Raw genomic sequence first — 25,416 nt, forward strand, 5'->3', positions numbered from 1 at the left:
AACCCCGGTTAAATAACATTACTTAGCCAATACACTGATCACTGTTTTTCTTTTGTAGTTACATGTTTTAAAGGCAAATAAACCTCAGCACTTAACCCCCCTTCAGGGCGATTCACTAAGGCAACCTTACCACCGTGCATATCAACAATACGCTTGATGATCGCCAACCCTAAACCACTGCCTTCACTACCGCGTGCTGTGTCACCTTGCTTGAATGGCTCAAATACTGATTCTAATTCACTTTCAGGTATGCCTGGCCCGTGATCTTTAACCACCACCATCGCGTACTTTTTATCACGACTGATTGTGGTTTCCACATCTATATCATCATCTGAATAACGTATTGCATTCTCAATCATATTAGTAATAACACGTTTAATAGCCACCATGCTCAATGGTACATTATTGATACTGTGATTTTCAGTAAACGTAATATTACGTTGATGTTTTTGCTCTGAATGTACGACTTCAGACACTAATGCATTTAAATCTTCAAGCGCTAACTCTTCACGTTTATGATGACGTAAATACTCAATGAACTGATCAATAATCGCGTTCATATCTTCAATGTCGTAAATGATCCCTTCACGCAGGTAATCCTCTTCATCTGACATCATTTCAGTCGCCAAACGAATACGCGTAAGCGGTGTACGTAAATCATGAGACACACCCGCCATTAATAAACGGCGATCGTTCTCTAACGCAGCGATACCTCGCGACATTTGATTAAATGCCCGCGTTACTTCAATTACTTCTGTTGAGCCATGTTCTTCTAGCTTGGTTGAAAAATCCCCAACACCCACTTTGATTGCAGCTTGCTGGAGTGCTTTTAAAGGCCGATTTAGATGACGCGCAAATAACCACCCCCCCAGCACACTTAAAAAGCCAATACTTGATAGATAGAAAGTTAAGAATTCCAGATTATTATCTTTAAACCCAGTGAGCGGAACTTTAACCCAATAACCGGGCGCCTGCGGAGCTTCAACCCAATAAACAAGCGGCCCCGTTTGACTAATTCGTACGCGTGCAGAACCATTTAGCTGCTCTGACATACTGCGCGATAACATCGGATATTCACGGCTTTGCCCTAACCCACTGCGCATTGCTTGGCGTTGTGTCATTACTTCTATACCGGTAATTTCAAAAAACTTTTCCGATACTTCATCTGTTATTTCAACGCCATCTTCCCAGTCAATAAACACGGTTTTAATTTGCTTAGCAAGTATCAGGTTAACTTGCTCAATGGTTGGCTTAACCACATACAGGCTCACGGTGATGTACGACACGACTTGATTGATCAACAATAATGCCGCTACCAAAAATACCGTTTGCCCAAATGCGCTTTTAGGAAACATACTCATTCAGGTTATTTTTCACCATCAGGAACAAATACGTAGCCTAAGCCCCATACTGTTTGGATATAGCGAGGATTAGCCGCATCTACTTCAATCATGCGGCGTAAACGAGACACTTGCACATCAATGCTACGTTCAAGTGCGCTATAATCACGCCCACGAGCTAGGTTCATTAACTTATCACGGCTAAGCGGCTCTCGTGGATGTGTCACCAATGCTTTTAATACCGCAAATTCACCGCTCGTCAATGACATTGTTTTATCGCCTTGACTCATCTCTCGGGTTGCTAAATTAAGTGAGAACTCACCAAATGAAATTTCGTTTTCTTCCGCGGCAGGCGCACCCGGTACTTCTTTTGAACGACGACGTAAAATTGCTTTAATACGGGCTAATAATTCACGGGGGTTAAAAGGTTTTGGAATATAATCATCGGCACCAAGTTCTAAACCAATAATACGATCTACTTCATCACCTTTTGCGGTAAGCATTACAATCGGGATTTCGTTTTCTTTTTGGCGTAAACGCTGACAAATCGATAAGCCATCTTCGCCAGGTAACATTAAATCCAGCACCATTAAATGAAAGTTCTCGCGTTCCAACAAACGATCCATTTGTTCTGAGTTACCCGCAGTTCGTACGATAAATCCTTGCTCTACCAGATAACGCTCTAATAAACTGCGTAAACGCATATCGTCATCTACGACCAATACTTTTGTGGTTTCGTGTCCCATAACTTCATTCTTGTTGTTTTATACAGTTACTCGTTAATATAAAGGAAAAGCGTGATAATAAAAAACTAATTAAGTCACAAGATTGTTACTGAACGTTTCAAGGTACAACCTATCGAAAGCATAAAAATCCTCTCGACAAGCCCGTGATATTTTAATACCTTGCCTGCGATCCCACTAAGATGGATAAGTAAAACAGTGAAAACCAATTTAATCACCCGCGAAGGGTATTTACAGCTACAACAAGAACACGACCACTTATGGAACGTAAAACGCCCTGAAGTAACAAAAATAGTGAGTTGGGCTGCAAGTTTAGGTGACCGCTCTGAAAATGCAGATTATCAATATAATAAGCGTTTATTGCGCCAAATAGACCGCCGAGTTAGGTACTTACGTAAACGCATGCCAGATCTAAAAATTATTGATTACTCAGTGCAACAGGCTGGTAAAGTATTTTTTGGCGCGTGGGTTGAAATTGAGAATGATGACGCAGAAACACTAACCTTTAGAATTGTTGGCCCTGATGAAATTTACGACCGTAAAGATTATATTTCTATTGATTCACCAATGGCACGTGCATTATTAAAAAAACAGGTAGATGATGAATTTGAAGTACCAACGCCGCAAGGAAAAAAGCAGTGGTATGTAAACAAAATTAGCTACCCTGACGCTCAGAAATAATCGTACATCCATTTAATTAAAAATATCAGACAATTCAGATTTGGTTAATTATTGATTGTCTAATGTGTAGTTATAGATTATACATAAATGTACTCAAGTAATGCATTTTGCGCTTGGGTTCATAATTAGAAGGTCGTTTCATGTCAAACTTATTACATCGCATATGCAGTCATGCCATGTTATTTACACTCTTAATGAGTGTGAGTTTGACTGTACTTGCGCATGATTTTGACAATCAAGCGCAGCACACCAATGCTAACTACATTGCTTGTGATATTCCCGACCAAGCAAACCTTGACGTTGACATAGATACTCATGACAACGGGCTGTCTCTAGGGGCACTTCAACCACTCCCCGACACTCCCCAGTCGTTTTACTTGGGCGCACATTTAGCTAAACCTTTTAATCACGCTTATCAGCGAGGACCACCAGCTTATTCTATTTAATTCATTTTTTAGAACTTAATTAAATTTAATAACATTTTTGGTGGTTACTATGACTAATTTCAAAGAATTACGTACTCAAGATATCTCTAAAGGCGTGTTGTCACACACTTACAGCGACACTCAACCTTTAATCGATTTAACGTCTCCGGCTTTAAAAATGGTGAATAATTTCACCCAAAAAGATCCACTACGAGCGCATTACGAAACAAATATTGTTGATGCATTAAAGCAAACCAACAACCAACACACTGACTTTATCTTGGTGGTTGACGATAAAGAGAAATTGCTCGGGGTTGTATCAAGTGCAGACCTACAAAGTTCAAAAATTATGATGCTAGCGCAACGCCTAAACGTGTCACGCGAAGATGTTAGCCTACGCCATGTGATGACACCGATCGCTCATTTAACAGGTGTGAGTATGCAGAGTTTAGGTTACGCCTGCATTGGCGATGCACTACAAACCATGGAGCACCACGGTATCATGTTTTTACTAGTAACAACGGCACACAATGAAATTTGCGGTTTGATCTCCGCGCGTGAAATAGCTAAAACATTGCAAATACCTGTTCATATTAGCCCTATTGCTCACGGTTTTAGTGAAGTTCTAGAGCAAGTTGAGCACCCTCATTAAGTACGATTGTTTATTTAAATAACTCTCCTATTATAAAGGCCCTAAAGTATATAAATAGCATGCTTTAAGGCCTTTTTATTAAGCCACGCTGTGATATTATTCAAGCAATTCATCACGCCAAAACTATCGTTCTGGTTTTAAAATTGTTTAATAAGGTTTTTGCATGAGCAATATCTCTGCACGTTTAGCCACCGAGCTAAATGCTCAAGAACAGCAAGTCATCGCTGCCACAAAGTTACTTGATGAGGGCGCGACCGTTCCTTTTATCGCGCGTTACCGTAAAGAAGTTACAGGTGGCCTAGACGATACTCAGCTACGTTTATTAGAGCAGCGCCTATCATACTTGCGCGAGCTTGAAGAGCGTCGAGCATTTATTTTAGCCACCATTAAAACGCAAAATAAATTAAGCGCGAGTTTAGAAGCCGACATTAACCGTGCTGACAGCAAAACGGAGCTTGAAGATCTATATCTTCCTTATAAACCTAAGCGCCGCACTAAAGGCCAAATAGCGATAGAAGCAGGGCTTGAACCTCTCGCAGATGCACTTTTTAACGATGCTTCATTAGATCCAGAGCAGCAAAGCAAACAATTTATTAATCCACAAGCGTCTATTGCAGATACAAAATCAGCCCTTGAAGGTGCAAAATTCATCTTAATGGAACGCTTCGCCGAAGACGCTAAATTACTCGCAAAATTCCGTCGCCATATCAGCCAACATGGCCAAATTGAAGCAAGCTTGATCAAAGGCCAAGAACAAACCGGTGCCAAATACCGTGATTATTTTGAGCACCAAGAAGCACTCAAAAAAATCCCATCGCACCGTGCTTTAGCAATGCTGCGCGCACGTAACGAAGGTATTTTGCAGCTGAGTATCAACCCTGAACCAAGCGTTGAAAACCCGGCACATATGTGTGCGATTATGATTGCAGATCATTACCGCCTTGATATTAAAAACCAAGTTGCCAGCCCATGGTTATTAACTGTTGTGCAATGGGCATGGAAAGTGAAACTTGGTCTGCATTTAGAAAATGAATTTTTAGCTGCAATGCGCGAAAAAGCTGAAACGGGTGCAATCGATGTATTTGCTAAGAATCTTAAAGATTTATTAATGGCAGCACCTGCGGGGCCTCGTACCACTTTAGGTCTAGATCCTGGTTTACGTACTGGTTGTAAACTAGCGGTTGTTGATAGCACCGGCAAACTACTTGCCTCTCAAACTATATTCCCTCATGCCCCACAAAATCATTGGGATAAATCCATTCGGACATTAGAGCAACTATGTCGTCAGCATAAAGTTGAGTTGATTGCGATTGGTAATGGCACCGCTTCTCGTGAATCAGACAAGCTTGTTGCTGAGTTAATAAAAGCAAATAGTGAGCTTAAACTCAATAAAATCATGGTCAGTGAAGCTGGCGCATCTGTATATTCTGCATCAGAATTTGCCGCTAATGAGTTTCCAGATTTAGATGTATCTATACGCGGTGCGGTTTCAATTGCGCGTCGCCTGCAAGACCCTCTAGCTGAGCTTGTTAAAATTGAACCTAAATCAATTGGTGTAGGCCAATATCAGCATGATGTATCGCAAAGCCAACTTGGGCAAAGCCTTATCTCTGTTGTAGAAGATTGCGTAAACTTAGTTGGCGTCGATTTAAACATGGCGTCAGTACCATTACTTACTCGCGTGTCTGGTTTAAATAAAACCCTAGCACAAAATATAGTTAACTACCGCGATGCTAACGGCTCTTTCACTAAGCGCTCACAACTTAAAAAAGTTGAACGTTTAGGACCAAAAGCTTTTGAGCAAGCTGCTGGCTTCTTGAAAATTAGTAATGGTAGCGATCTGCTTGATAGCTCATCAGTTCACCCTGAAGCTTACCCTGTTGTAAAACGTATTTGCGAACAAAATAGTCTAGATGTGAGCAGCCTGATTGGTAACTCAGATCTACTTAATAAACTCGTTGCGAATGACTATATCGATGATAAATTTGGCTTGCCCACCGTGACAGACATTATCAGCGAACTAGACAAACCTGGTCGCGATCCTCGCCCTGAGTTTAAAACTGCAGAGTTTAAAGCGGGTGTTGAAAAAATCAGCGATTTACAACCGGGTATGATCTTAGAAGGTGTTGTATCAAACGTCGCTAACTTTGGTGCTTTTGTTGATGTTGGTGTTCATCAAGATGGTTTGGTGCATATATCGGCTATTACTAATAAGTTTATCTCTGATCCGCGTGAAGTAGTAAAAGCCGGCGATATTGTTAAAGTAAAAGTAGTTGAAGTAGATGCCCCACGTAAACGCATCAGCTTTACTATGCGCTTGGATGATGACATTGATACCAGTAATAAAGCAGCCCCAGCTGCAAATCAAAAGCCACAAAACAATAATCGCAGCAATAATCACCAACCTCGTGCAGCAAAGCCAAAGCGCGATACTGGTAATGCCTTAATGGGGAATGCTTTTGCAGATGCCTTCGCAAATGCAAAAGTGAAAAAATAATAGCAATTGCATTAAATTAGTGATTATTATTTAGATAATAAAAAGCGCCCTAGTTTAGACTAAAGGCGCTTTTTATTTTTAAATCAAAGCTATTTTTATATAGAGTATTTACGGTGTGATACTAATTGTTGTGGTCAACTAATTCCGGACAGTGAATTATATAGTTGCAGAAAACCCTGACTGTCCGTAAGCCGAGGTAGCACCTTGGTAGAATTGCGCAATGCGACCAGCGCGCGCCTCTACATCTGCATCACGCTTAGCAGTTGCTGTTTCTGTATTTGTAGCTGAAATTATTTGCTCATCTTCAGCTAAACCATTATCTACTTTAAAAGTAGATCGATTTGATTCACTCTCGTCATCAGCGGCAGGTGTTGCAAGCTCAGCCTGCGCTGCTGCAAGTTTTTGCGTAGCATCAGCTGCAATTGAACGGTCAGCACCTGAAGGCTCTGCAGGAGCAAGTGCAGCTGCTCGTACCGTTTGCATTTTTTCAATGGTTGCTTTTGGATCGCCTTCTATTTCAGCAACATCAATTTGCACTTCACCACCAACGGCATAATTAGTGCCATCTGGCCCTCGTTGATAATCATAACTTGGCGAGCCGGCATATTGCCCACCAACTGACGCATGCGCTTGCTCATGAATACGTACTTCGGTATCTCGTGCTTTAAGTTCTTTAATTTGAGCTGCATCTTGCTGCTCTTGCTGGGTTACTTGCTCTTTCTTCTGCTGTTCTTTTTTAGCTTCTTGTTGCTCTTCGTTTTGCTCAGGGTTTTGCTCACCATCGCTTTGCTGGCGCTCTTCAATTACCTTTTCATCAGCAAGCTTACCTTTAGCATCATAAGTACCAACATCAGTTGAGCCGGGTTGCTTAGCTTTTTCGTTATCGCCAAGTGCTTTATTGTCGGTATTAGAAGGCTTTGCAGCCGCTGGGGCAGGTATAACTTCCCGTAGTTGATTGTCACGCCGAGCGGTTTCCGTATGCACATTTGCAGTGTTTATATTAATACTGGGAAATGGCGTGACAATATTCATAGTCTATTAAACTCTAACGTCAATCAAAGTGCCAAGCACTTCGTCTGCTGTCTGTATCGATTGCGTATTTGCCTTAACATTAAACTCTTCAACTTTTAAGTTTACTAATGCTTCGTCAATTTTTGGCGGTTGCGATACAGGCGCTGTTATCGCTTCTTCTGGGCGTGCAGCTTGCAACTGACGCTGCTGGGCTAACTGCGCATCATCTTGTTGTTCAATGCTGGCGCGGTTTATCTCTGCGCTGGCTTTTTCTATGCCTTGACTGGCACGGTTAAAACCTTCAACACCACTATTAAATACAGATCCGATTGGCATACTACACCTCCACCAATGATATATTGGTTAATTATCGCTCATAAAATACACAAAATAAAGCTTTACTATCGGCTTTTTAATGCTATGTCGATATTACTTTTCAAAGCATTGATTTGACGGCAGATAAAAACTCTTTTTTATGAGAAATAAACGGTGCGTGGGAAGCTTTATCAATCACTTCATACTCAAAGTCACTATTCAGTGCCTGCATTTTTGCTATGCCACGGTACGGTACTAATGCATCTAAACGCCCAAAAACGCCTCTAATGGGCACCGGGCAATTGCTAAAGATATCGCGTAAATCATCACTTTGTAGTATATCTAGCCCTGCGCTTAGTGCACATTCTTGTGGTGCAGGGTATTCGTTCAGTAATTTTTTTAACTGTTTAATATCATCACGTGAACTCGTACTTCCCATTGCTTGAATAGCTAAAAATCGCTCTATGGTTTTTTCACGATGTGTAACTAGCTGCTCTTTAAAAGCCGTTAAAACATTTTCTTTAATACCCGGCCAGCCCTCTGTTTCTGCAAAGAATGGACTTGAAGCTACTAATAGCACTTTAGCTACTTTTTCAGGCCAATGTTTGGCAATATATAATGCAAATAGCCCCCCTAATGACCAGCCCACTAAAATAGAGTTAGGTTGTAATTGTTCACTTAACTGCTTAGCCGCATCATGCAAGTTATACGGTGTTGGCCACACTTGACTGTCGCCATAGCCGGGTAAATTCATACACCGCACAACGCCTGCATGTAAGAACTCCAGTTCCGGAAAAATGATTTTCCATACACCTTGATTCATCCCCCAGCCATGTAGTAACACCAACTCATTTTGCATTTTTATCAATCCTCATCCAAACTTAGTGCTCATAATAGCGCTTCAAGGACTGAATGCAATGAGTGGTTTTAATCAACGAATACAACATTTATCTGACTGGTTTTTTCCTTCGTTTTGTGTGCAATGTCAGAGTGTTATTTTAACAAAACACTGCTTATGCGAACATTGCTTAGCAGATCTAGCGTTGCTCGATATTACAGCCCATCCAAACTTGTTATATCGCCCAGATATAGTCGAGTTATTTCCTGACTGCCAGTTTGATCGCTTATTTGCCTGTTCATGGTATCGCGCACCTTTCGATCATTGGCTCACACAGCTTAAATTTAGCAATCAGATCCATTATAAAAAAGCACTATCACTTGTGATTAAGCAACAACTAGAAATTTACAAACTCAATAGCGAGTCATGGCCTGATATATTTATTATTTTACCTTTGCATCCTCAACGTTTTCTACAACGTGGTTTTAATCAAGTAGCGCAATGTTGGCTACCATGCCTAATAAACGAAAATGTTGATTTTCAGAGTTTACAACGCACTAAAAAAACACAAGCGCAGTCCTCGCTAAGTAAAGCTAAACGTATAAAAAATTTAAATAATGCATTTGTGTGTAATACAGATATGACAGGAAAAACGGTGGCTATTATTGATGACGTTATGACCACAGGGGCAACACTCAATGCTGCCACCATGGCACTTAAACACGCTGGCGCTAAACAAGTATGGACATTTGTTACTTGCCTAACGCCACTAGAACATTAACTCTTGTGCAAATTGACACTATTGCCCATTTGCTCGAAATGTATGACCGAAAAATAATGCATTACTTAATAGCCGACTTGTGCCATACCAGTAACCTCTAAATACTGGGTTGTCAGTCATGCCGATTACATTACCACGCCCGTATGAGTGAGCAACTAAACCCGCTGCTCCAGTAACTTGTTCAACATTCACATCATCCGTAAAACCAGCTAGTAATGGCTTTTGAGTATATTGCAGCACATTAACAAATGGTGCTGCTGACATTTCAAGCAACCAAGTACTATTTTTAAATACGGGCAAGGTGTCTCGTTGCAATGAGAAGGTAAGAGGGTGAGTTAAATCAACTTTAGTATTAAAGATCGCTCCAGCAATACGTTGGCGTCCAGATAAGTGATCTTTATCGCCATAATTTAGCCCATCTGTTTTAAATGCACTGGCGACATCCTGGCGTGATAAGTAACTGGTTTTTAATAACTGTTGATCAACTAAAAATTTTGCTCCACCTTTGTGCCCCCAAATAACGCCACCTTTACGCACCCAACTTTTAATCGCTACTTTATCAGCATCTGACAGCTTATTATAATTACCATGCGCCAATACAATATGGCTGTAATCACTCAACTCTAAATTACCAAAGCGCTCCATTTCAACTATCGTAGGTGCCACGCCAACAAAACGGTCTAAGTAATACCACACCTCACCGACCTCGTATTGACTAGTCCCTTGACCACCAACAAGCAGCACCTTAGGTGCTTTCACTACGGCAAGTGTTCTTGAGCCTAAATCAGCCCCTTTAGCTGTTAGACCTGAAGTGATCGGTGTGATCGCTATGCCAAATTCATTCTGAGCACTATTTAAGAGCGTAACCCACTGCGGATTAGTTTGAATACCAGCAGGAATAATAATGCTTCCAGCCGCAAATTCTTCAGTATGAGTAAGTGACTTTGCTGATAACGAGCTAAGTGCCACACGTACCTGCACACCTTGTTGCAATAACTTATTAAGCATTTTAGGCGCTAAATAATTATCCCATTTAAAACCAAACGCATAATGCGTACCCAACGTTGCAAACTGTGCTTGCTCTGGCTGTTGCCACGCGGCTTTACTCACATCTAATCCCCAGCCACTTTTTACTGCTGCAAATTCTAAATTAAAGGCATGCGCCAAGGTCCAGCCAGATACATCATAAAAGGTGTTATCAACAAAACTTTTTTGTTCGCTAAATAAAGCTTTCACTAAACGAAATTGAGGTTGTGCAAGTGGCACAAAATAACTGTGTGTTGTAAAGTTTTTACCGCCTACTTTCACACTTTTGTTAAGTGGATAAGCACTAATTTTGTGCTGTTTTAATAAATCTAAGAATAGCTCAATACGGGCAGTATCAACGCCGCCTTGCACTACATAACCTTTGTAATCTTCATCATTAGCAAGTTCTACAGCATGATTATAAAAACTAGCTTGATAGTCGAGTAACGCTTGGCGATTATCTATTGCCGCTTGAAACGTCGACATACTTGTTAATAGTTGATTTTTGATAGTAAAAGCAAAGCTCAGCGGACCATTTATCGTGTCTTGTAAATGACCTCGTGAGCTCGCTTGTTCAAATAAAATGCCCACGCCACCATTCACATCAGGGTATGTTGAACCTTTACCATAATAAAAATCATCAAAGCTTTCTTCAGTAAAATACAAGGCGTTATGCTCATCCAGTGTTTTTGCATGGTAATTAGCAATTGCCTTCGTTAAGCTAACATTTTCATCTGGTGTTATTGGGTGTTTACGAGTAGGGATACCAGGTTGAAAAAAGTATGTGCTATTTGGTCCCATCTCATGAAAGTCTGTCAGAATATTTGGCTTCCACTGGTGAAATTTAGCAATCCGCGCGCGCGATTCAGGGTGTTGTAGTAGTAGCCAGTCGCGATTTAAATCAAACCAATAATGGTTAGTACGGCTACTTGGCCAGCTTTCAACGTGTTCACGGGTTTGTGGATCCGATGACAAATTCATCCCGCGATTACTATTCGCCCAATTAGCAAAACGGGCTAAACCATCTGGATTTAATGAAGGATCAAGTAAAATGACCGTATTATTTAATAGCGTATCAATCTCTTTTCCTTGCGCCGCAGCTAAATAATACGCCACTAATAAGGCTGAGTTACTGCCAGAAGATTCATTGCCATGCACACTATAACCCATCCAAACAACGGCAGGTTGATTCACTGCTTTCGCTTTTTCTTTATCAGATAAACGTGCTAAATGTGCCTGACGGGTTTGTTCAACTTTAGGTAATTTATCAGCCGCGGTAATCGTTAGCATGACTAATGGGCGCTGCTCGTGAGTCCGACCTATTACCTCAAAATTTATACGATCACTTTTTTGTGCTAACACCTCCATATAGCGCACTAACTGATCATGACGTACATGCCACTGACCTACTTCATAGCCTAAAACCTGCTCTGGAGTGGGGATCATTGGGTCAAATTTAACGTCTTCTTCAAAATAATAAGAAAGAGGTTGGGCTAAACAAGAAAAACTTAGTAATAGTGTAAAGATTGTTATTATCAAACGCATATAAAACACTCATTTAATGATCAATGTTTGCACGCTATCATTGCTTAAAATAGATGCCAAATTTTTACGCTCAACACTGGCGACAACGCGATGAGCGGAGTATGATAACCAGTATCCGAGTAATTTAGTCAAGTATAGTTGTTTTATGATTTCTATTTCCGAAACCGCACAATCGCATTTTGCAAAATTATTAGCTGACCAAGCTGAGAAAACAAACATCCGTGTGTTTGTTGTTAACCCTGGTACATCACAAGCGGAATGTGGTGTTTCTTATTGCCCTGAAGATGCTGTAGAAGCAAGCGATATTCGTCTACCATTTAATGGTTTTGATGCTGTTGTTGATGCTGAAAGCGCACCTTTCTTAGAAGAAGCTGAAATCGATTTCGTCACCGACAATATGGGCACACAGCTGACCCTTAAAGCGCCAAATGCTAAAGCACGTAAAATTGGTGATGACGCAGGACTTAATGAGCGCATCCAACACATGCTAGAAACCGAGGTTAACCCTCAGTTAGCAAACCACGGTGGCCAAGTAAGCCTTGTTGAAGTAACGGCAGAAGGTATTGCAGTTTTACAATTTGGTGGTGGTTGTAATGGTTGCTCAATGATCGATGTCACGTTAAAAGAAGGTATCGAAAAAGAAATGATAGCTAAGTTTGACGAAATCACTGGCGTTGCTGATATAACTGATCACAAAGCTGGCGAACATTCTTACTATTAATAGTCTTCAGCTATGTTAAAGCCGCTGATATATCGCTTAGGCTCAGAGCCTAAGCTCAGCTTAAAACGCTTTTTACGCGGCCTTGCACTGTTTGTGCTGGCCGTGATATTTATTGCCCTTGGTTACTATACTCACTTCAGCCTGCAAATAATTGGTTTGGTTATTCTTGTCACTGCAATATTCTTTGCGGCATGGGGATATTTAGGTATTTTTGCAAATCGATTCGCACAAGTCCTCAACAATAGTAATTTAAACGCAAATGACGACCCAGATCTTTGGAAGTAAGATTCATAACAGCCTAATATACCAATTGCATTAAATTAGTGATCTATTATTGCGACAAGAAAATGGCTCAATAACAATGCAAAAATTATGATATGCAGTTGTTCTATATAAGTAATTTTTAACGTAGTTAGTGAGTAATTTAATTTGCTAGCATGACCATGTTTTTAATAAAATTGATATAAGCATTTCACTAAATTTCAGACATAAAAAACACTCATATAGAGTGTCGATTCATTCTTACTTTTCACTTTTATTTCAGTGGTTGCGGGAGCCTGAGTTTATGAAAAGCGAACCGACGACCTTCGGGTTATACGCAACCCAATCTATGCATTTCACTTAATTTCATACATAAAAAAACACGCTTAGGCGCGTCTGTTTAATATTACTATTTTTTATTTCAGTGGTTGCGGGAGCCAGTGTTTATGAGCAACCCAGTCTATGCGTGTTACTAAATTTCAGGCATAAAAAAACACGCTTTAGGCGTGTCGATTTAATTGAAATTATTATTTCAGTGGTTGCGGGAGCCGGATTTGAACCGACGACCTTCGGGTTATGAGCCCGACGAGCTACCAGACTGCTCCATCCCGCGCCTGAAATTGTAGAGTTATTTAAAGTTGCTATACATGACAACTTGGCTTCCAATTTAAAATTGGTTGCGGGAGCCGGATTTGAACCGACGACCTTCGGGTTATGAGCCCGACGAGCTACCAGACTGCTCCATCCCGCGCCTGTGTATTTAAAGTCTATCGACTAGTTAATTTTCACTCTAACCAAGAGTTTACAGTAACCAAATTTTTATAAAAATTTGGTTGCGGGAGCCGGATTTGAACCGACGACCTTCGGGTTATGAGCCCGACGAGCTACCAGACTGCTCCATCCCGCGCCTGTAATTTCTTTTCAACAGTTTCGTATTGTTTTCGAACCTGTTTCGAAGAGAGCGCTATAGTATAGGAATCATAATATAATGCAAGAGTTAAACCACTTAAAACTGTTCAACCGAACAAAAAGCAATCAAAATACGAATTAAAGTGCTCTTTGATGCGGATTAATCATTTTTTGCCACTCCCAATCAGGGTGCCCCATCACAATGAAGTCAGGATTTTCAGTGCTTTCACGCTGATTGTAGGTTAACGGGTTAAATTCGGCATCGGTAATACAACCACCCGCTTCTTCTACAATAATTTGTGAAGCGCCTGTATCCCACTCACCCGTTGGACCTATACGTAAAAAGCAATCAGCTTTCCCTTCAGCAACAATACATGCCTTTAAAGAGCATGAGCCAACTGCAACGGTTGTAAACTGTGCATTTAAGTATTGACTCACCGCTTCAATCTTTTGGCGTCGGCTAACGGCTAAAGTTAGGTTATCAGGGGTAGCAACATTGATCTGCTGCTCTATACCGGCAACACGCTTAAATGCACCATTTTGATAGCTAGCAAAATAAGTGGTTTCTTTTGCTGGCCAATAGATCACACCAAGTACCGGACGATTATTTTCAATCAAGGCAATATTTACAGCGAAGTCACCACTTTCTAAAATAAACTCCCCTGTACCATCCATAGGATCCAGCAACCAATAACGTTGCCAATCTTGCCTATCCGCAAGTGCAGGAATGGGCGTTTCTTCAGACATAATAGGGATATCGGGTGCGAGTGCTTTTAAGCCGGCGACAAGTACATCATTTGCAGCTAAGTCCGCCTTAGTAACAGGGGTATGATCCGACTTTTCTTGTTGACCGATATCACCATGTTTATAAATAGCCATAATGGCTGCCCCTGCACTTTGTGCAAGTTCAATGCAAGGCTCTAGTAATTTATTCATTGGCAGCTCCAGATTCTAAATGCTTAGTTAATAATAGCAAAGCTGCAACGCTTCGTGCTTCTGTGAAGTCTGATTGTTGTAATAATGACTGCCAATCGGTTAATGGCCACTTAACAACCACTAATGGTTCTGGTTCATCACCTATAAGTGTTTGCGGATAAAGCTGCTGAGCAAATAAAATATGCATTGTCGCATTAAAGTAGCTCGGTGCCATTGATACTACTTTTAATGGTTGGAGTTGCTCAGCACCAAAACCAACCTCTTCTTTAAGTTCTCGGTTTGCTGCTTGCTCTGGTGTTTCACCGGGGTCGATTAACCCTTTGGGAAAGCCTAGTTGATAATCATTGGTGCCAGCACAGTACTCACGAACTAGCAGCAGTTCATTGTCTATATTTAGTGGCACTATCATTACCGCCCCCCGGCCACCGCCACGGATCCGCTCATATTGGCGCTGCTCGCCATTTGAAAATTTTAATTCTAAGGATTCAACCGTAAATAAACGGCTTTTAGCGACGACTTCGTCACTGAGAATTTCAGGTGGTGTTGGGTGCTTTTTCTGTGTCATCGGCATTAATTTGCTATCATGGCAGTTAGTTTAATCATAAACCCTATAAGTGGAAATTCCTATGCTAAATTGGTCAAAAATCGATACTGTATTACTCGATATGGATGGCACACTCCTTGATTTACATTTCGATAATCACTTTTGGCTAAACGTTATTCCTGAGCAGCATGCTATTGTGCGCAATATTGGTTTGGATGAAGCAAAAGCTGATATTGCAAAACGTTATCAAGCAGTTCATGGGCAAATTCAATGGTACTGTTTAGATTACTGGGAGCAGCAGCTTAATCTGCCAATTATGGAGCTTAAACGCCAAACACAGCACCTTATTAAAGTACGTGAAGATGTGCCTGCTTTTTTAACTGCACTGCGCCAAGCTGGTAAAGAGCTTATTTTATTGACCAACGCGCACCCTGAAAGTGTTATTTTAAAGTTCGAAAAAACAGCCATTGATAATTATTTGGATGGTGTGGTGTCTACTCATCAATACGGTGTAAGTAAGGAGCATCAAAGTTTGTGGCAACAAGTACATGCAGATTTAGGGTTTGATAAACAACGAACGCTATTTATTGACGACAGTTTAAGTGTGTTAAAAGCCGCGAAAGAGTTTGGTATTGGTCATTTATTGGCGGTTGCAAACCCTGATAGCAAGCAACCACACAATGAAATTAGTGACTATTTAAATATTACTGATTTTAGCCACGTCCACCCTTAACTCTTAGGGTAACGCGCCTCTAAGCCTTGGTATACAAGCTTTGCAAAATCAGCATGTTCAGTATCAAGGCTTTTAACTACTTCAACTAAATGCTCGTTATCTTCTTGTCCATGCCATTCTTTAATATAGCTACCGTCTTTGTAACCATGATCTTGACGGAAAAAGTTAAGCGTATTTTTACCTACATAACCACGGTATAAATCATCAATATCCATACCTATTTGCACCATGCAACCTGCGAATGCAGCAGCGTTAAAGGTTTTATCTGCAACAGCTGACGCCGCTAGAATTTCTAATGTTTGTTTGAAGTCATCAGCTTGCTGCGGTGCACTTAACTGTTGTTCAAGTTGCTTAGCTAAATCTAAGTAACTAGTTTTACCATCAATGCGTAGCGATAAACCAAAATGAAAAATATCAACAAGCTCTAAAATAACTTGTTCGGTATCTGGAGTTTGCTTTTTCCACCATTTCCAACCGTAATGATCAAGCATTTCAGCGCATTCAACCCAAATAGCACGATTCCACTCAAACCCTTGGCTAAACCATTGGTCATGTACTTTAGTATTCATGGCATTTTGCATTTCTAGCATCACTACTAGTTTACTTAAATTGGCAGACATTTCGATCCCAGTTACTCTATTTAATTACTGCTAATAATACAGATAAATTAAGTTTGATGAAATTGTTTATCTTGCTAGTCTGTCATCTAAGCCGCACGTTTCAAAAATTACCAAGGGAATTACATGCTAAAACCTATTTTATTTGCTTGCTCTATGCTTATAACAGCATCGGTATCAGCTGCAACCGCAACGAATATTGCCTCAGCAGCTGAAAAAGTCAGCCCACTGATGCCTGGACTGACTATACCTGCAACAACATTAAAGAATAAAGATGGTCACAATGTTGATCTTACTAAGCGTTTTGCAGAAAAAACAACGGTGTTAATAGTGTATCGAGGTGGCTGGTGCCCGTATTGCTCAAAGCAACTTGCGAGTATACAAAAAATAGAAGCTGAACTAGCTGAATTAGGTGCACAAATTATTGCAATCTCACCAGACAGTCCTGAAAAGCTCGCTGAGAGTAAAATTGACTCCCCTAATTATCAGTTACTTTCTGACGATAGCCTTACCTTAAGCCAAGCGCTTGGCCTTGCATTTTATTTAGATGATAAAACAGCGACTATTTACCGTAATAAACTAGGGGTGAATTTTGTGTCCCTTGATGGTAAAGCTAAAGTTGCACTGCCTGTGCCTGCGGTATTTGTGGTAGATAAAAAAGGGCTCGTGCATTTTCAATACGCTAACCCTAACTATAAAGTACGTCTGACCGAAAATTTATTACTTGCTGCTGTTAAATCAGTGTCTGAGCAGTAATATAGCCAAATAGCAGAGCCTATGCTCTGCTTACCTTCCTGTAGTAAATTCTTGCCATGAATTAATCAAATCAATAAAGTCTTCAAACCCACAACCACTGCTTAAACCATTTTCTTCAAGCATTAGCTCATCGTCTTGATATGCGATTAAATCTTCAGAATCTTGGTGTAATGCGTGCGCTTCAAAAATAGCTTCGTCTTTATTTAAGAGCAAATCAATTTCTTGCCCTTTTAAAGTCAATGGCTCAAAGCTACTTGCAACTGATGCTATTAATGCTTGTACCATGGCTATTTTTTCTTTACCAATTTCTTCGTTAAGCCAACGGCCTATTACTGCATGTTCGCTGCTAATTTTAATGCGCAGGCCACTGATTGGATCGCGTATAAATTGATATTCCATATATATCACTTATGAACCTATAATTATGCAATTATACCCAAATTGTAAAAGCACAACACCAAAAACAATAATAGCGCCAAAGGGCGCTATTATTAACTTCTAACGTCATGATCTATAGCGAGCGGCATCAATTATCGACCATAAGTAAATAATAGGTACTAGTACAAAACCGATTAATACATAAACAAGCGCATAACTTATAATAATGGCTAGTGCAAAAAAGATAGCCGACAAAATACGTCCTTGCACCAACTGCCCTAAACCTGGAAAAAAGATATTACAAATTGCCGCAATTACATTACCGCCAGAACCTTGATCTGCCATGTTAACCTCAATTATTAATTTAATTTCTTATTAGATACTTACACACATCATGCCAATTATTAAAACCGATTAAAATCAAAAACTTAAAATAACATAGCATCATTTCTTTTTACCAAAATCGTTATTTTCACTAAATATAAGTCAAATTTACTACGGCAACATTATCATGCGCATGATAGCTTAGCTAAAAAACTCACTAAATAGAATAAAGAACATTTTTTAAATTAACTGTTTATAAAAACAGTATTTTATTTAGCCTAACAAAAACACCTGTTATACTGCCTTCAATATTGATTGAAAAGGCGTGATGATGGACGTTTCAGAATTACTCGATGGCTTAAATGACAAACAACGGGATGCCGTAGCTGCTCCACTACAAAATATGTTGGTGCTCGCTGGTGCTGGCTCTGGTAAAACTCGAGTACTGGTTCATCGAATCGCGTGGTTAATGCAAGTTGAGCAAGCTTCGGCTTACAGTATTTTTGCGGTAACCTTTACTAATAAAGCAGCTAAAGAAATGCGCTCTCGCGTTGAAGAAGCCCTTCAAGCTCCTGTTGGTGGAATGTGGATTGGTACTTTCCATGGCCTATCACACCGTATTTTACGCGCCCATCATCGCGAAGCTAATTTGCCAGAGGCATTTCAGATTTTAGACTCTGACGACCAGCTGCGCATGATCAAGCGCTTATTAAAAGCCATGAATATTGATGATAAAAAATGGCCTGCTAAACAGTTTGGTTGGTATATCAGTGCCAAAAAAGACGAAGGCCTGCGCCCTAAAGATATTCAAGCTTATGACATCAACGAACAAATGATGTTAAAAGTGTATACCGCTTATCAGGAAGCATGTGACCGTGCCGGTTTAGTCGATTTTGCAGAAATTTTACTACGCAGTTTTGAAGTTATAAAAAATAACCCCACCTTGCTTCGTCATTACCAGCAACGCTTTGCCCACATGTTAGTTGACGAGTTTCAAGATACTAATACTATTCAATATGCATGGCTTAAATTGCTGGCAGGCGACACTAATAGTATTATGATTGTTGGCGATGATGACCAAAGTATTTACGGCTGGCGTGGTGCTAAAATTGAAAACATTAAACGTTTTTTAACCGACTTTAAGGCCGAAACTATTCGCCTAGAACAAAATTATCGTTCTACTGCTACCATTCTAAAAGCGTCTAATGCACTCATTCAAAATAACTCAGATCGTATGGGAAAAAGCCTCTGGACTGATGGTAATGATGGTGAGCCAATCTCAGTTTATGCTGCCTTTAACGAATTAGATGAAGCACGCTTTGTTAGTAGTAAATTACGCAGCTGGTTGAACGCGGGGAACGCCCTGCAAGATGCCGCTATTTTGTACCGTAGTAATGCACAATCACGCGTTCTCGAAGAAGCTATGCTCCAAGAAGGTTTAAAATACCGCATTTATGGCGGTATGCGCTTCTTTGAACGTCAAGAAATTAAAGATGCACTCGCATATTTACGCTTAGTAGGTAATCGCCAAGACGATGCCGCTTTTGAGCGAGTAATTAACACCCCAGCCCGTGGTATAGGTGATAAAACCCTGAGCCATATACGCGACTGTGCCCGTAGCGAATCATTACCATTGTGGTACGCCGCTAAAGCGATTGTTGAGCAACAACATTTATCAGGCCGCGCAGCAACCGTTGTTACTAAGTTTGTTGAACTAGTAGAGCATATTGAAGATAAAATTAGCGATCTCACGTTAGAAGAGCAAGCCAAATACGCGATTCAAACATCAGGTTTGATGGCGATGTATCAGGCTGAAAAAGGTGAAAAAGGCCGCGCTCGTGTAGAAAATTTAGAGGAGCTGATCAGTGCCTGTGGCCAATATGAGCTGCCAGAAGATGAAGAGTATAGCTCTCCTTTACAAGGTTTTTTAGCGCACACCTCACTCGAGTCTGGCGATGGTCAAGCACAAGAGCACGAAGATGCGGTGCAAATGATGACCTTACACTCAGCGAAAGGTCTAGAGTTTCCACTGGTATTTATGGTGGGTGTTGAAGAAGGTATGTTCCCTTCACAACAAAGTAATGAGGAGTCAGGTCGCTTAGAAGAAGAACGTCGCCTTTGTTATGTAGGCATGACTCGTGCGATGGAAAAACTGTATATCAGTCACGCCGAGACTCGCCGCCTTTACGGGCAAGAAAAATATCACAGCCCGTCACGTTTTTTACGCGAAATGCCTGAGGATTGCATTGAAGAAATTCGCATTAAAACACAAGTATCACGCCCACCTGCATCAGGACGTTTTAGCTCATCAGTAAGTCATGCCACATTTGAAGAAAGTGGTTTTAACTTAGGCCAACATGTATTACATGCAAAGTTTGGTATGGGAACAGTTATTAACTATGAAGGTAGTGGTGCACAATCTCGCGTACAAGTGAATTTTGATGATTTTGGTAGTAAGTGGTTAGTAACTGTTTATGCACGACTACAAGCTATTTAACTCGCTACTACAAAATACTCTAACGCAACTTGCCTATGCTAAGCATAGGCAGTTGCTCTTAATTACTGGCGAACAAAATTGGTGTTATCAGCAAGCTAATGAATTACTCAACCAACTTAACAACCCGCATGTAAAAGTATTATCAAACAGTCCTGATCTCACAAACAGTGTTTGGCCCGAACATACTCACCAGATTCTCGGCCAAGAATTTCAACATGTTATTTATGATGGGTTTAGTGGGTTAGTACCTGATAAGTTTGCAGCCCTCAGTGGCACTGTCCAGACTGGCGGGTTGTTTATTCTACTGTTACCTGAGCTTAATGAGTTACACCATTGGTGCGACCCTGCACTTACTGCGTTTCAATCATTTGAAACGCAGCAACAATACAGTTATTTTAACCAACGCTTCGCACGTTTACTCTGTAACGATCTATTACTGCATTTGAGCCAACAGACAGGCTGGCAGCAATCACCTAACACGAGTCAGCTAGCTGGTAAAATAGACTTAACTGAACAACAATATTGTATCGATCAAATAGTTAAAACAGCGACAGGAAGGGCCAATAGACCATTATTAATCAGTGCAGATCGCGGCCGTGGAAAATCCGCCTCTTTGGGCCTTGCAGCCGCAAAATTAATAGGCAAAAAAATACTCATTTGCTCACAACAATTTAATGCCTTGCACAGCTGCTTTAAACACTTTGCAATAGAGCGAGAGCTCACCTATCAAGCACAAAATAAACAACTCGCCAACCTACATTATGTTGCACCCGATCAGTTACTTAATGAGCTACCAGAATGTGATGTGTTGCTGGTTGATGAAGCCGCTGCGATCCCAGTACCACTACTAATTAAAATGCTCGCACATTATCCTCGTATTGTATTTGCCAGCACAATAATAGGTTATGAAGGAAACGGTCGCGGGTATACATTAAAGTTCAAACACTATTTGGAGCATCATTATAAAAATATGCGCAGTGTTACTTTAGAACAGCCAATCCGCTTTGCAGCGAATGATCCCCTCGAGCAGCATATTTGTAATTTGTTAGCACTTGATGCGGATCATCAAAGTATTGTTCTGAATACTAACCCCCTTCACTTTTCTGAATTAAATGCTCAGAACCTTGCCAAAAATGAGGTTTTACTACGCCAAGTGATAGGACTGTTGGCATTAGCACATTACCAAACCAGCGTGAATGACTTACGCCATTTACTCGATGCAACTAGACAGCGTATATTTGTGTGTCAGCAACAAAATTGCATTATTGCCGTATGTTTAATTGCGATTGAAGGTGGTTTACCCGTTGATATAAGCGCACAAATAGTCAGTGGTAAGCGTCGTCCACAAGGGCATTTAATGGCGCAAACATTAGCCCAGCTAAGTATTGATGCTGACGTACTTACAAAGTTATCTGCTCGTGTTGTTCGTATTGCCGTTGCACCATCAGAACATAGCAAAGGTATTGGCTCGCAACTTATTAGCCATTGTGAACAGCAACTAGCCTCAACTTGCCATTGGTTTGGGGCAAGTTTTGGTGCTAATGCAACACTACTCAAGTTTTGGCAAAATGCTGGATTTGACTTACTTAAACTAGGCTTCGCACAAGATAAAGCCACTGCTGAACATGCGGCTCTAATGGTTAAGCCCCTAACTGACGATGATCTATTAATTAATGATCTTGCAGCTCATTTTCAATCAGACTTTGCATTACAGCTCCTTGATCATTTCAGTCAATTGGATCAGCAATTAGTCGAACAAATACTAAACGGCTGTGCACAGGAAAGTGTTGATAACAAGTTAGATCAACGTCTTACAGCCTTATTAGCAACAGATTATCAGCTATTTTCTATAAAGCCTTTACTATGGCGCGCACTCTGGCGTACACCAAACAGTTTTTTCAATTGTGATGAAAATACCAAATACCTTATTATTAGGCTAATATTACAAAACTGGTCACCAAAAAAAGTACAAATAGTTTTCCAGATCAGTGGTAAAAAATCACTCGATAAACTATTTAAGCAGGCTGTTAATAACTGGTATGAGCAATATTTACTTAAAAAGTTACCTTAGTACTCTTTTACTCCTTTTTCTTTTCATGAGTAATTTTATCTATGCCGAGGAAAAGCAGGTTATAAAATTAGGCATGTCTACAGCATTGAGTGGCCCAGCTAAACAAATTGGCGAGCAACTTTACCAAGGTAGTAATGCTTATTTTAATAAAATAAATAACAATGGCGGTATAAATGGAGCTCGAGTAGAGCTACTCGTGGCTGATGATGGCTATGAACCAAAAAGGGCGGTCAGCAATACTCGTCACTTTATTTACCAAGATAAAGTCGATGCTCTGTTTGGTGCAATGGGAACTCCTACAAGCCATGCAATTACTCCTATTCTTGAACGGGTAAAAACCCCTTATTTAATGCCCTATAGCGGTGCTGATTTTTTACACCACCAACCAACGATAAATGTATTTAACATCCGTGCTAGTTACTATGATGAAGTTCGAGAGCAAATTAAATACCTCGTAGAAGAGTTGAAGCACTCTAAAATTGGTTTTTTAATTCAAGCCGATGAATTTGGCCATGTTGTCGAAAGTGCCCTAATTAAATCGCTTGCTTCTTATAACCTTAAACCAATTCAAGTTGCTCGTTACCGACGTAATAGCAATGATATAGATAGCGCACTTAAACAATTAAAATCCAGTAATGTAACAGCCATTGCACTTGTCGGTACATACAAACCATTAGCTGAATTTATAAATAAAGCTTATCAACTCAATTTTTCACCTGACTATACAAGCGTATCCTTTGTATCAAGTCAGGACTTATTTGATCGCATTAAACAGCCGAGTAAACTTATGGTTACTGAGGTTGTCCCTAATCCAAAAGAGTGTGATGCATACTGGTGCCGTGAATTTATTAAAGACATGCTCCTAGCAAAAATTGATGAGCCTAATCGGCTTCATTTTGAAGGCTATCTTAATGCAATGGTGTTTAGTTCTGCTGTAAAGCGCTGTTCATTACCACTACAGCGCCGCTGTTTGATTCTACAATTAAATAGAGTATTCCGTGAGGATAAAAAGATAAACTCATTGTTCGTAAATAAAACAGACCAGAATAAACGTATAATCTATCGTTCTGTTTTCTAAAAAATCAGCGAAATCACTGTCTTTTCTAAATTATGTTCTATCCTTAAATTACTAATTTGGGACGTGAGGAACGTATGGATTTAATTAATTTTAGAGTAGGTCAGAAAACTATTTCATTAAAGATTCTCGATATACTTTTAACAGAGCGCTTTGAAGATAATTTAACCTCATTACCAAACGATAATAAAAGCTTCATTGGCGTTAAAGATTATATGGAAACGCCTACTCCAATCTTTGATCTAGGGCTCATTCTCAATAAACAATCTACCCAAGTAAGTAATCAACTACTAAGTAACTTATTTAACGAATGGGAAGAAAAGCAATATCAATGGTTTAATGCACTGGAAAACAGTATAAATCAAAACCAAATATTTAATCAAAGTGATGATATCCAACAATCAAACTTCACTAAATGGTACAGCAACTTTAAAACCGAGAATGAAGATCTTCAAGCTATTATTGAGCGCTTTAAAACTCCTTATGAGCGGCTTTATGAACGCTCAAATATGATTATTCAATTAGTTAAACAAGGAGCGATTAAACAGGCTTTACAGGAACTAAGCCACGAGCGAAGCAATAGCTTTATGCAGCTAATTCGATTATTTGAATCCGCTAAAGAGCAAATAATTTTGGACTATAAACCTATCATTATTTTCACCACTAAAGATGGCCGAACCCCTCATATAGGCCTTTTAGTCGATAAAGTTGAAGATAATATCAGTTATCAAAAAGAGAACATTAAACCTCTTGATAAGCTTACCGATATTGGTTTTGATATAGACCCTCAGACTAAAAGTATGATGTGCGGCTTGATAAAGCTTGAAGGTAAGCACAGCGTACTCATAGATCCTAGTGCTATATATCGCCCCGCTCACTTAGCCCAGCAGCATGCTGAAGAAACAGAAGGCTATGGTTTATTCTAGGGGCTCATATTTTTAACAAGCTTTTTGTTATTATACCAATCGTGTTAAGTTACTGACCACTTATAGCGACAGGCAAATACAGTGATAACAAGGCATAAATTTTGACATGCAGTTGTTCTACATGAAAAATTTATAACACAGTTAGCGCTTTATTTAGCCCGCTAGAGTGGTTAAATATTTAAGTCGATTGGTATTATTACCTAAAGCGATACTAAACCTATTGCATTAAACTAGTGAGCTATATAGCGTTAGTAAAGTAGTTCATAAGCAAAGTAAAGTTATGAGCTATCGCTATACTAATCTGAATAAATATTTGAACAATTTAACGAATTAAATCACGCTATAACGTCGTTAAAAACTTTTGCCTCGTTATAGCGCAATTTTCTTGAAAAATTTTCTTGAAATTAAATAGCCCCCGTTTCTAAGTAGATTGGTATTATTCTTATTTAAACTCATTCCGAATACACCGTAAACCACTGATTCTCAATAATAATATATTGAGAAGAGAGTATATGGGGCTCTGGGGAATACTGTATATGCCTTCAGGCTAAAGCCTGACCTACAATAAAATACCCGCACGCTGATTGCAAAACAGTAGGTCGTGATTTATCGCGACAACCGATATATGAGGGTGTGTTGCTTTCAGATGAACGCCTGAGCGACATTGACCACCTTGCACCTTGCTCACTTTTTCACTTTCCTGCAGACGTAAAAAAGCCCGACTCAGTGAGTCGGGCTTTCTTTATTTGGAGCCTGGCGATGACCTACTTTCACATAACAAATGCTACACTATCATCGGCGCTGTTTCGTTTCA

The 25,416-nt window shown here is 40.0% G+C and carries 24 protein-coding genes and 3 tRNA genes; 13 read left to right on the plus strand and 14 right to left on the minus strand.

The features are described 5' to 3' along the window. Positions 1-38: 38 nt before the first annotated feature. Positions 39-1,361, minus strand: a complete 1,323-nt coding sequence (gene envZ, locus HJP15_RS18300; protein WP_054206380.1) for a two-component system sensor histidine kinase EnvZ — start codon at positions 1,359-1,361, stop codon at positions 39-41. A 5-nt stretch (positions 1,362-1,366) separates the two neighbouring features. Further along, positions 1,367-2,086 carry an osmolarity response regulator transcription factor OmpR gene (ompR, locus tag HJP15_RS18305; protein WP_054206379.1) on the minus strand — a complete coding sequence of 240 codons (720 nt, stop codon included), beginning with the start codon at positions 2,084-2,086 and terminating at the stop codon, positions 1,367-1,369. A 195-nt stretch (positions 2,087-2,281) separates the two neighbouring features. On the opposite strand from ompR, the gene greB reads away from it, so the two are divergent. From greB to HJP15_RS18325, 4 genes are all read left to right on the plus strand, one after another. Further along, on the plus strand, positions 2,282-2,764 hold the full coding sequence (gene greB / locus HJP15_RS18310; protein ID WP_054455580.1) for a transcription elongation factor GreB: 483 nt from the start codon (positions 2,282-2,284) through the stop codon (positions 2,762-2,764). A 140-nt stretch (positions 2,765-2,904) separates the two neighbouring features. Continuing rightward, entirely contained in the window at positions 2,905-3,210 is a 306-nt protein-coding gene (locus HJP15_RS18315; protein WP_169328130.1) for a hypothetical protein, read from the plus strand. A 49-nt stretch (positions 3,211-3,259) separates the two neighbouring features. After that, the gene (locus HJP15_RS18320; RefSeq protein ID WP_169328131.1) at positions 3,260-3,841 is read left to right on the plus strand and encodes a CBS domain-containing protein; all 582 of its coding nucleotides are present in this window, start codon (positions 3,260-3,262) and stop codon (positions 3,839-3,841) included. Between the two features lie 163 nt (positions 3,842-4,004). Continuing rightward, on the plus strand, positions 4,005-6,338 hold the full coding sequence (locus HJP15_RS18325) for a Tex family protein (RefSeq protein WP_170174304.1): 2,334 nt from the start codon (positions 4,005-4,007) through the stop codon (positions 6,336-6,338). 156 nt (positions 6,339-6,494) lie between these two features. Here HJP15_RS18325 and HJP15_RS18330 read toward each other — a convergent pair whose 3' ends face one another. From HJP15_RS18330 to bioH, 3 genes are all read right to left on the minus strand, one after another. After that, positions 6,495-7,370, minus strand: coding sequence for a putative metalloprotease CJM1_0395 family protein (locus HJP15_RS18330; protein WP_170174305.1), 876 nt, complete (start codon positions 7,368-7,370; stop codon positions 6,495-6,497). A 6-nt stretch (positions 7,371-7,376) separates the two neighbouring features. After that, on the minus strand, positions 7,377-7,685 hold the full coding sequence (locus tag HJP15_RS18335; RefSeq protein WP_054206373.1) for a hypothetical protein: 309 nt from the start codon (positions 7,683-7,685) through the stop codon (positions 7,377-7,379). Positions 7,686-7,785: 100 nt separating this feature from the next. Then, positions 7,786-8,523: a pimeloyl-ACP methyl ester esterase BioH gene (gene bioH, locus HJP15_RS18340; RefSeq protein WP_170174306.1), complete on the minus strand. Its 738-nt coding sequence runs from the start codon at positions 8,521-8,523 to the stop codon at positions 7,786-7,788. 58 nt (positions 8,524-8,581) lie between these two features. Between bioH and HJP15_RS18345 the strand changes: the two genes are divergently transcribed. Further along, positions 8,582-9,283, plus strand: coding sequence for a ComF family protein (locus HJP15_RS18345; protein WP_054206371.1), 702 nt, complete (start codon positions 8,582-8,584; stop codon positions 9,281-9,283). Positions 9,284-9,301: 18 nt separating this feature from the next. On the opposite strand, the gene HJP15_RS18350 is transcribed toward HJP15_RS18345, so the two are convergent. Beyond that, entirely contained in the window at positions 9,302-11,854 is a 2,553-nt protein-coding gene (locus tag HJP15_RS18350; protein WP_170174307.1) for a M14 metallopeptidase family protein, read from the minus strand. A gap of 145 nt (positions 11,855-11,999) precedes the next feature. On the opposite strand from HJP15_RS18350, the gene nfuA reads away from it, so the two are divergent. Together nfuA and HJP15_RS18360 are read left to right on the plus strand one after the other, a co-directional pair. Continuing rightward, a complete protein-coding gene (gene nfuA, locus HJP15_RS18355) occupies positions 12,000-12,575 on the plus strand; it encodes a Fe-S biogenesis protein NfuA (protein ID WP_054206369.1) in 576 nt (191 codons plus the stop codon). Positions 12,576-12,587: 12 nt separating this feature from the next. Then, the gene (locus HJP15_RS18360) at positions 12,588-12,860 is read left to right on the plus strand and encodes a hypothetical protein (protein ID WP_054206368.1); all 273 of its coding nucleotides are present in this window, start codon (positions 12,588-12,590) and stop codon (positions 12,858-12,860) included. Between the two features lie 512 nt (positions 12,861-13,372). Here the strand turns inward: HJP15_RS18360 and HJP15_RS18365 are convergent. From HJP15_RS18365 to nudE, 5 genes are all read right to left on the minus strand, one after another. Continuing rightward, positions 13,373-13,449: transfer RNA gene (locus HJP15_RS18365), tRNA-Met, on the minus strand. Positions 13,450-13,510: 61 nt separating this feature from the next. Then, positions 13,511-13,587: transfer RNA gene (locus tag HJP15_RS18370), tRNA-Met, on the minus strand. Between the two features lie 79 nt (positions 13,588-13,666). Next, positions 13,667-13,743: transfer RNA gene (locus HJP15_RS18375), tRNA-Met, on the minus strand. 140 nt (positions 13,744-13,883) lie between these two features. Beyond that, on the minus strand, positions 13,884-14,681 hold the full coding sequence (gene cysQ, locus HJP15_RS18380) for a 3'(2'),5'-bisphosphate nucleotidase CysQ (RefSeq protein ID WP_054206367.1): 798 nt from the start codon (positions 14,679-14,681) through the stop codon (positions 13,884-13,886). Next, a complete protein-coding gene (gene nudE, locus HJP15_RS18385) occupies positions 14,674-15,246 on the minus strand; it encodes an ADP compounds hydrolase NudE (RefSeq protein ID WP_170174314.1) in 573 nt (190 codons plus the stop codon). The genes cysQ and nudE overlap by 8 nt, the downstream gene beginning before the upstream one ends. A 61-nt stretch (positions 15,247-15,307) precedes the next feature. Between nudE and yrfG the strand changes: the two genes are divergently transcribed. Next, positions 15,308-15,958, plus strand: coding sequence for a GMP/IMP nucleotidase (gene yrfG / locus HJP15_RS18390; protein ID WP_169328550.1), 651 nt, complete (start codon positions 15,308-15,310; stop codon positions 15,956-15,958). On the opposite strand, the gene HJP15_RS18395 is transcribed toward yrfG, so the two are convergent. Continuing rightward, positions 15,955-16,578 (minus strand): dUTP diphosphatase, encoded by a 624-nt coding sequence (locus HJP15_RS18395; protein ID WP_054206364.1) that lies wholly within the window; start codon positions 16,576-16,578, stop codon positions 15,955-15,957. The genes yrfG and HJP15_RS18395 overlap by 4 nt on opposite strands. A 123-nt stretch (positions 16,579-16,701) precedes the next feature. On the opposite strand from HJP15_RS18395, the gene HJP15_RS18400 reads away from it, so the two are divergent. Then, entirely contained in the window at positions 16,702-17,331 is a 630-nt protein-coding gene (locus tag HJP15_RS18400; RefSeq protein WP_170174308.1) for a peroxiredoxin-like family protein, read from the plus strand. 30 nt (positions 17,332-17,361) lie between these two features. Here HJP15_RS18400 and HJP15_RS18405 read toward each other — a convergent pair whose 3' ends face one another. Beyond that, positions 17,362-17,730 (minus strand): YacL family protein, encoded by a 369-nt coding sequence (locus tag HJP15_RS18405; protein WP_170174309.1) that lies wholly within the window; start codon positions 17,728-17,730, stop codon positions 17,362-17,364. A 105-nt stretch (positions 17,731-17,835) separates the two neighbouring features. After that, positions 17,836-18,054: a hypothetical protein gene (locus tag HJP15_RS18410; protein WP_054455563.1), complete on the minus strand. Its 219-nt coding sequence runs from the start codon at positions 18,052-18,054 to the stop codon at positions 17,836-17,838. Positions 18,055-18,364: 310 nt separating this feature from the next. Here HJP15_RS18410 and uvrD point away from each other — a divergent pair, with 310 nt between their 5' ends. From uvrD to HJP15_RS18430, 4 genes are all read left to right on the plus strand, one after another. Next, positions 18,365-20,530: a DNA helicase II gene (uvrD, locus tag HJP15_RS18415; protein ID WP_054206360.1), complete on the plus strand. Its 2,166-nt coding sequence runs from the start codon at positions 18,365-18,367 to the stop codon at positions 20,528-20,530. Then, positions 20,508-22,601 carry a GNAT family N-acetyltransferase gene (locus HJP15_RS18420; protein WP_170174310.1) on the plus strand — a complete coding sequence of 698 codons (2,094 nt, stop codon included), beginning with the start codon at positions 20,508-20,510 and terminating at the stop codon, positions 22,599-22,601. Before uvrD ends, HJP15_RS18420 begins: the two co-directional genes overlap by 23 nt. A gap of 73 nt (positions 22,602-22,674) precedes the next feature. Beyond that, positions 22,675-23,679: an ABC transporter substrate-binding protein gene (locus tag HJP15_RS18425; protein WP_249118581.1), complete on the plus strand. Its 1,005-nt coding sequence runs from the start codon at positions 22,675-22,677 to the stop codon at positions 23,677-23,679. A 74-nt stretch (positions 23,680-23,753) separates the two neighbouring features. Further along, positions 23,754-24,602 carry a chemotaxis protein gene (locus HJP15_RS18430; RefSeq protein WP_170174312.1) on the plus strand — a complete coding sequence of 283 codons (849 nt, stop codon included), beginning with the start codon at positions 23,754-23,756 and terminating at the stop codon, positions 24,600-24,602. Positions 24,603-25,416 lie beyond the last annotated feature (814 nt).

Origin of the sequence: Pseudoalteromonas sp. NEC-BIFX-2020_002 (assembly GCF_013002825.1) — a bacterium.
In the GTDB taxonomy this organism is placed as follows: domain Bacteria; phylum Pseudomonadota; class Gammaproteobacteria; order Enterobacterales; family Alteromonadaceae; genus Pseudoalteromonas; species Pseudoalteromonas neustonica.

What these genes read in the sequence shown, in the direction of transcription:
- envZ (WP_054206380.1), bottom strand. Translation starts at nt 1,361, where the DNA reads ATGAGTATGTTTCCTAAAAGCGCATTTGGGCAAACGGTATTTTTGGTA.
- ompR (WP_054206379.1), bottom strand. Translation starts at nt 2,086, where the DNA reads ATGGGACACGAAACCACAAAAGTATTGGTCGTAGATGACGATATGCGT.
- HJP15_RS18315 (WP_169328130.1), top strand. Translation starts at nt 2,905, where the DNA reads ATGTCAAACTTATTACATCGCATATGCAGTCATGCCATGTTATTTACA.
- HJP15_RS18320 (WP_169328131.1), top strand. Translation starts at nt 3,260, where the DNA reads ATGACTAATTTCAAAGAATTACGTACTCAAGATATCTCTAAAGGCGTG.
- HJP15_RS18325 (WP_170174304.1), top strand. Translation starts at nt 4,005, where the DNA reads ATGAGCAATATCTCTGCACGTTTAGCCACCGAGCTAAATGCTCAAGAA.
- HJP15_RS18330 (WP_170174305.1), bottom strand. Translation starts at nt 7,370, where the DNA reads ATGAATATTGTCACGCCATTTCCCAGTATTAATATAAACACTGCAAAT.
- HJP15_RS18335 (WP_054206373.1), bottom strand. Translation starts at nt 7,685, where the DNA reads ATGCCAATCGGATCTGTATTTAATAGTGGTGTTGAAGGTTTTAACCGT.
- bioH (WP_170174306.1), bottom strand. Translation starts at nt 8,523, where the DNA reads ATGCAAAATGAGTTGGTGTTACTACATGGCTGGGGGATGAATCAAGGT.
- HJP15_RS18345 (WP_054206371.1), top strand. Translation starts at nt 8,582, where the DNA reads ATGAGTGGTTTTAATCAACGAATACAACATTTATCTGACTGGTTTTTT.
- HJP15_RS18350 (WP_170174307.1), bottom strand. Translation starts at nt 11,854, where the DNA reads ATGCGTTTGATAATAACAATCTTTACACTATTACTAAGTTTTTCTTGT.
- nfuA (WP_054206369.1), top strand. Translation starts at nt 12,000, where the DNA reads ATGATTTCTATTTCCGAAACCGCACAATCGCATTTTGCAAAATTATTA.
- HJP15_RS18360 (WP_054206368.1), top strand. Translation starts at nt 12,588, where the DNA reads ATGTTAAAGCCGCTGATATATCGCTTAGGCTCAGAGCCTAAGCTCAGC.
- cysQ (WP_054206367.1), bottom strand. Translation starts at nt 14,681, where the DNA reads ATGAATAAATTACTAGAGCCTTGCATTGAACTTGCACAAAGTGCAGGG.
- nudE (WP_170174314.1), bottom strand. Translation starts at nt 15,246, where the DNA reads ATGACACAGAAAAAGCACCCAACACCACCTGAAATTCTCAGTGACGAA.
- yrfG (WP_169328550.1), top strand. Translation starts at nt 15,308, where the DNA reads ATGCTAAATTGGTCAAAAATCGATACTGTATTACTCGATATGGATGGC.
- HJP15_RS18395 (WP_054206364.1), bottom strand. Translation starts at nt 16,578, where the DNA reads ATGTCTGCCAATTTAAGTAAACTAGTAGTGATGCTAGAAATGCAAAAT.
- HJP15_RS18400 (WP_170174308.1), top strand. Translation starts at nt 16,702, where the DNA reads ATGCTAAAACCTATTTTATTTGCTTGCTCTATGCTTATAACAGCATCG.
- HJP15_RS18405 (WP_170174309.1), bottom strand. Translation starts at nt 17,730, where the DNA reads ATGGAATATCAATTTATACGCGATCCAATCAGTGGCCTGCGCATTAAA.
- HJP15_RS18410 (WP_054455563.1), bottom strand. Translation starts at nt 18,054, where the DNA reads ATGGCAGATCAAGGTTCTGGCGGTAATGTAATTGCGGCAATTTGTAAT.
- uvrD (WP_054206360.1), top strand. Translation starts at nt 18,365, where the DNA reads ATGGACGTTTCAGAATTACTCGATGGCTTAAATGACAAACAACGGGAT.
- HJP15_RS18420 (WP_170174310.1), top strand. Translation starts at nt 20,508, where the DNA reads ATGCACGACTACAAGCTATTTAACTCGCTACTACAAAATACTCTAACG.
- HJP15_RS18425 (WP_249118581.1), top strand. Translation starts at nt 22,675, where the DNA reads ATGTCTACAGCATTGAGTGGCCCAGCTAAACAAATTGGCGAGCAACTT.
- HJP15_RS18430 (WP_170174312.1), top strand. Translation starts at nt 23,754, where the DNA reads ATGGATTTAATTAATTTTAGAGTAGGTCAGAAAACTATTTCATTAAAG.